The sequence below is a fragment of the Stenotrophomonas sp. STEN038 genome, assembly GCF_056759895.1.
In genome coordinates this window covers 1-4,721 of record NZ_JBRRDW010000106.1, presented here as the reverse complement: position 1 = coordinate 4,721, position 4,721 = coordinate 1, and the positions used below count along the sequence as shown (strand labels likewise).

Sequence of the window (4,721 nt, the reverse complement as noted above, 5' to 3'; positions counted from 1 at the left end):
GGGGCGGGGGCGTTGTGGGTCGGCGTCGGTGGGTGTCCGTACGTCCTTCGCCCGCCCGCCCGCGCCCGCCCCCCCCCCCCACTACAGCTCCCTCCCTTTTGCGCAGCAAAGGGGAGGGTTGGGGAGGGGTAAACTTTTTGCCGGTTGATGCAATCCCGGCTTCGCGGCTCATGCCGCTCCTACGGATACGATGGCTGGCAAGCCCCTTGCCGAGCATGGCTCGGCACTACGCATAACCCACGCCACGTGACCTGTGTTCCCCGCAGTCCGCCCGCGCTCCTGCATAATCAGCACGATGAGCGTCCTGCGTTTTGACAATGTCAGCAAACACTATGCCGGTGGCCATCAGGCGCTGCTGGATGTCAGCTTCGAGGTGGCGGCCGGCGAAATGCTGTTCGTCACCGGGCACTCCGGTGCCGGCAAGAGCACCTTGCTCAAGTTGATCCATCTCAGCGAGCGGCCCAGCCGTGGCGCGGTCATCTTCGGCGAGCGCAATCTGCTGAAGGTGCGCGGCGGCAAGGTTGCCCTGCACCGACGCGAAGTCGGCGCGGTCTACCAGGACCATCGCCTGCTGGTCGATCGCAGCATCGGCGAGAACGTCGCCCTGCCGCTGATCCTGCGCGGCGACCGTCGTGCCGATACCGGCAAGCGGGTGCGTTCGGTGCTGGAGCGGATGGGCCTGGGCCACCGCGAGAAGGCGCTGCCCAGCGAACTGTCGGCCGGTGAACAGCAGCGCGTCGGCATTGCCCGCGCGATTGTCGCCGAGCCCAAGCTGCTGGTGGCCGACGAGCCCACCGGTAATCTTGACCCGACCCTGGCCGCGGAAATCATGACCTTGTTTGCCGAGCTGCCTGCGCGCGGCACCAGCGTGCTGGTGGTCAGCCATGACCTGGCCCTGCTCAAGCAGATGCGCAAGCGCGTGTTGATCCTCGACCACGGCCGTCTGGTCGATGACATCTCGCCGCAGGACCTGGCCGAATGACTAGCAGCAACAGCAGCGAGAAGTCCGCAACGAACACCAGCACGGCGGCACCGTCGCGCCTGGCCACCTGGATCAACCACCATCTGCACAGCGTGGTTTTCAGCCTTGGCCGTGCGCTGCGCAGGCCGTGGGCAACCGCGCTGACGGTGGCGGTGATGGCACTGGCACTGGCGCTGCCGTTGGGGCTGTCGATCGGCCTGGACAACCTCAAGCATTTCTCCGGGAGTGTGCAGCAGTCGCGCGATATCAACCTGTTCCTGAAGACCGACGTCGATGGCGCCGCGGCGCAGGAGCTGGCCAAGACCTTGCGCGCCCGTGCCGATGTGGCGCAGGTGCAGCTGCGCACGCCAGACGAAGGCCTGGCCGAGCTGCGTCAGAACGCCGGTCTTGGCGAAGCCATCGATGCGCTGGGTGAGAACCCGCTGCCCACGCTGCTGATCGTGACCCCGGCCGACGGCGTCGACGCCGCCCTGGCCAAATCGTTGGAAACCCTGCCGCAGGCTGATCTGGTCCAGCACGATGCGCTCTGGCGGCAGCGCCTGGATGGCTGGCTTAACTTCGGCGCACGGCTGGTGCAGGTGTTGTCGGTGCTGCTGGGCCTGGGTGCAGCGCTGGTGGTCGGTAATACCGTGCGTCTGGACATCCAGGCGCGGCGCGAGGAAATCGGTGTGCTGCAGTTGCTGGGTGCAAGCGACGGTTTCATCCGCCGCCCGTTCGTCTATCTGGGGGCGTGGTATGGGCTGGGTGCTGGCGCACTCGCGCTGGGCCTTATCGGCGTATGTGGGCTGGCCTTGCGCGCCCCACTGGCCAATCTGTCGCAGAGCTACGGCAGTCCCTTCATGTTGCATGGCCTGGATCTGCTGCATTCGGGCATGGTGCTGGTTGGCACCACGATCCTGGGTTGGTTGGGGGCATGGCTGGTGACCGGTCACTTCCTCAGGCAGACTCGCCCGACTGAAACCTGAGGCCCGCATGTCCACGCACGAGCTCAAGCACCTGATCAGCGACGCGCCGCGGGTAATGGTGGTCGATGGATCCAAACTGGTACGGCGCCTGATCAGCGACGTGCTCAAGCGCGAACTGCCTGATGTCGAGGTGGTTGGCTGCGCCAGCATCGCCGAGGCGCGCGAAGCGCTGGCTGCTGGCCCGGTGCATCTGGTCACCACCTCGCTGGCCTTGCCCGATGGCGATGGGCTGGCGCTGGCGCGTGGCGTACGCGAAACCGCCGGGCAGGCCTATGTGCCGGTGATCGTGGTGTCCGGCGACGCCCAGCAGCATCTGGAACAGCGTCGCTTCACCGAGTACGTCACCGATTATTTCGACAAGGCGCTGGGCCATGAAGCCCTGGCGACCTTCATCCGCGGCTATGTGCAGCCCGAGCCGGTGGCCAATGCCACGGTGCTGTATGTCGAAGACAGCCGGGTGGTGGCCGAAGCCACCAAGCGCATGCTTGAACGGCATGACCTGCATGTGGTGCATGTGCTGACTGCCGAGGACGCGTTTTCGCTGCTCACCGCCGAGTCGCTGGGCCGCACCACGCGGCAGGTGGACCTGGTGCTGACCGACGTCACCCTCAAGGGCGAGCTCAGCGGCCGCGACGTGGTCGAGCGCATCCGCGTCGACTTCGCCTATGGCAAGCGACGCCTGCCGGTACTGGTGATGACCGGTGATAGCAATCCGCACAACCAGTCTGCGCTGCTGCAGTCCGGCGCCAATGACCTGGTGCAGAAACCCATCGAAGAGCGCCTGCTGGTGACCAAGGTGTTGTTCCAGCTGCGGCTGGCACGCATGGCACAGCCGGCGGTGGTGCTGTGAGCGAAGACGGCGCACAGATCCAGCTTGAGCCCAGTTGGAAGGCGCGCATCGGCGATTGGCTGCTGCGTCCGGAAATGCGCGAGCTGTCGGCCTTCCTGCGCAAGCGCAAGGCGTCGGGCGCCCATGTGTTCCCGCCTGGCCCGGAAATCTTTGCTGCCTTCAACGCCACGCCGTTCGAGCAGGTCAAGGTGGTGGTGCTGGGTCAGGACCCGTACCACGGTCATGGCCAGGCGCATGGCCTGAGCTTCTCGGTGAAGCCGGGCGTGCCGGTGCCGCCGTCGCTGCTCAACATCTACAAAGAGCTTGAAGCCGACCTGGCCATCCCACGCCCGGACCACGGTTGCCTGCTGCCATGGGCGCAGCAGGGGGTGCTGCTGCTCAATGCCGTGCTGACGGTGGAAGAGGGCAAGGCGGGTGCGCACCAGGGCCGTGGCTGGGAGGGCTTTACCGACCACGTGGTCGATGTGCTCAACCGCGAGCGCGAAGGATTGGTGTTCCTGCTGTGGGGCGCCTATGCCCAGAAGAAGGGCAAGGTCATCGATACCCGCCGCCACCGCGTGTTCAAGGCGCCGCATCCCTCGCCGTTGTCGGCGCACCGTGGTTTCCTCGGCTGCCGTCATTTCTCGCAGGCCAATGACTATCTGGCCCGCAACGGCCAGGCCCGGATCGACTGGCGGTTGCCGGCGCTGGCCGATCTGGCGCCGTCTGATCGCTGAACTGCCTTGATTCCTGTCATATCGCGGTGACCTTGGCTTTGCTACCTTGACGGGGTTGGGAATGCCGTCGTTGCTGTCGCCTATTCAGGTTTGGCCTCGAGTTTGCGAACAAAAACAGAACGCTGGAACTTTTTCTGTACTGAGCAGTCCAATAGTTCGACTGCTAAGATGAGGTCCTATGAACCTGAACACCTCTACTGCCCTTGTGGCAAACAATCTCCCGATCCCCAGTGCGCTCGGTTCGCTGGACGCCTACATCGGTGCCGTGCACCAGATCCCGGTGCTGTCGGTCGATGAGGAGCAGGAACTGTCGCGTCGCTTCCGTGACGAGCAGGATCTGAACGCCGCGCGTGAGCTGGTGCATTCGCACCTGCGCTTCGTGGTGCACGTGGCCCGCGGCTACAACGGCTACGGCCTGCAGCTGGGCGACCTGATCCAGGAAGGCAACATCGGCCTGATGAAGGCGGTCAAGCGCTTCGACCCGGACATGGGCGTGCGTCTGGTCTCTTTCGCGGTGCATTGGATCCGTGCCGAGATGCACGAGTTCATCCTCAAGAACTGGCGCATCGTCAAGGTCGCCACGACCAAGGCGCAGCGCAAGCTGTTCTTCAACCTGCGCAAGTCCAAGACCCGCCTGGGCTGGATGAACGCCGCCGAGGTCAGCGCCGTCGCCAAGGATCTGAACGTCTCCGAGCGTGAAGTGATGGAGATGGAATCGCGCCTGTCCGGTCGTGACATCGGCTTCGATGCGCCGTCGGATGAAGACGACGATCATGCGCCGCCGTCGCCGGCTGCGTATCTGGTCGCGCGCGATGAAGATCCGTCGCAGGCCTATGAGCGCGAGGACAGCGAAGACAACCAGCTGAGCCTGCTGCGCGAAGGTCTGGCCAAGCTCGACCAGCGTTCGCGTGACATCATCGCGCGCCGTTGGCTGGACGCCGACAGCAAGGTGACGCTGCAGGAACTGGCAGATGAGTACGGCGTGTCTGCCGAGCGCATCCGCCAGATCGAAGCCAACGCGCTGAAGAAGATGAAGGCACTGTTCGCCGCCTGAGCAAGGCTGCAGCAGTGAAACAAAGGCCCGGGGAAACCCGGGCCTTTGCTTTGTAGTGCCGAGCCATGCTCGGCAGGGGCATTCCCGGTGGCGGTTGGTCCGTGCATGAAGCCCCTGCCGCGCATTGCTAGGCACTACACGGTGCGTTGGTTAA

The 4,721-nt window shown here is 64.8% G+C and carries 5 protein-coding genes; all 5 read left to right on the top strand.

What is annotated here, in order from left to right; all coding sequences use genetic code 11:
• The first annotated feature begins 295 nt into the window (after positions 1-295).
• The 5 genes from ftsE to rpoH all read left to right on the top strand — a co-directional run bounded on the left by ftsE (position 296) and on the right by rpoH (position 4,567).
• Positions 296-982: a cell division ATP-binding protein FtsE gene (gene ftsE, locus ACVOLS_RS21335; RefSeq protein ID WP_481510910.1), complete on the top strand. Its 687-nt coding sequence runs from the start codon at positions 296-298 to the stop codon at positions 980-982.
• Positions 979-1,947 (top strand): permease-like cell division protein FtsX, encoded by a 969-nt coding sequence (gene ftsX / locus ACVOLS_RS21330; protein WP_481547286.1) that lies wholly within the window; start codon positions 979-981, stop codon positions 1,945-1,947. Before ftsE ends, ftsX begins: the two co-directional genes overlap by 4 nt.
• A gap of 7 nt (positions 1,948-1,954) precedes the next feature.
• The gene (locus tag ACVOLS_RS21325) at positions 1,955-2,797 is read left to right on the top strand and encodes a response regulator (protein WP_282272954.1); all 843 of its coding nucleotides are present in this window, start codon (positions 1,955-1,957) and stop codon (positions 2,795-2,797) included.
• Positions 2,794-3,513, top strand: a complete 720-nt coding sequence (gene ung, locus ACVOLS_RS21320) for a uracil-DNA glycosylase (protein ID WP_481547285.1) — start codon at positions 2,794-2,796, stop codon at positions 3,511-3,513. Before ACVOLS_RS21325 ends, ung begins: the two co-directional genes overlap by 4 nt.
• 178 nt (positions 3,514-3,691) lie before the next feature.
• Positions 3,692-4,567 carry an RNA polymerase sigma factor RpoH gene (gene rpoH / locus ACVOLS_RS21315; RefSeq protein ID WP_293707673.1) on the top strand — a complete coding sequence of 292 codons (876 nt, stop codon included), beginning with the start codon at positions 3,692-3,694 and terminating at the stop codon, positions 4,565-4,567.
• The last annotated feature ends 154 nt before the right edge of the window (positions 4,568-4,721 follow it).

Excerpts from the sequence above, each read along its gene's own strand:
- ftsX (WP_481547286.1), top strand. The coding sequence starts at position 979 with ATGACTAGCAGCAACAGCAGCGAGAAGTCCGCAACGAACACCAGCACG.
- ACVOLS_RS21325 (WP_282272954.1), top strand. The coding sequence starts at position 1,955 with ATGTCCACGCACGAGCTCAAGCACCTGATCAGCGACGCGCCGCGGGTA.
- ftsE (WP_481510910.1), top strand. The coding sequence starts at position 296 with ATGAGCGTCCTGCGTTTTGACAATGTCAGCAAACACTATGCCGGTGGC.
- rpoH (WP_293707673.1), top strand. The coding sequence starts at position 3,692 with ATGAACCTGAACACCTCTACTGCCCTTGTGGCAAACAATCTCCCGATC.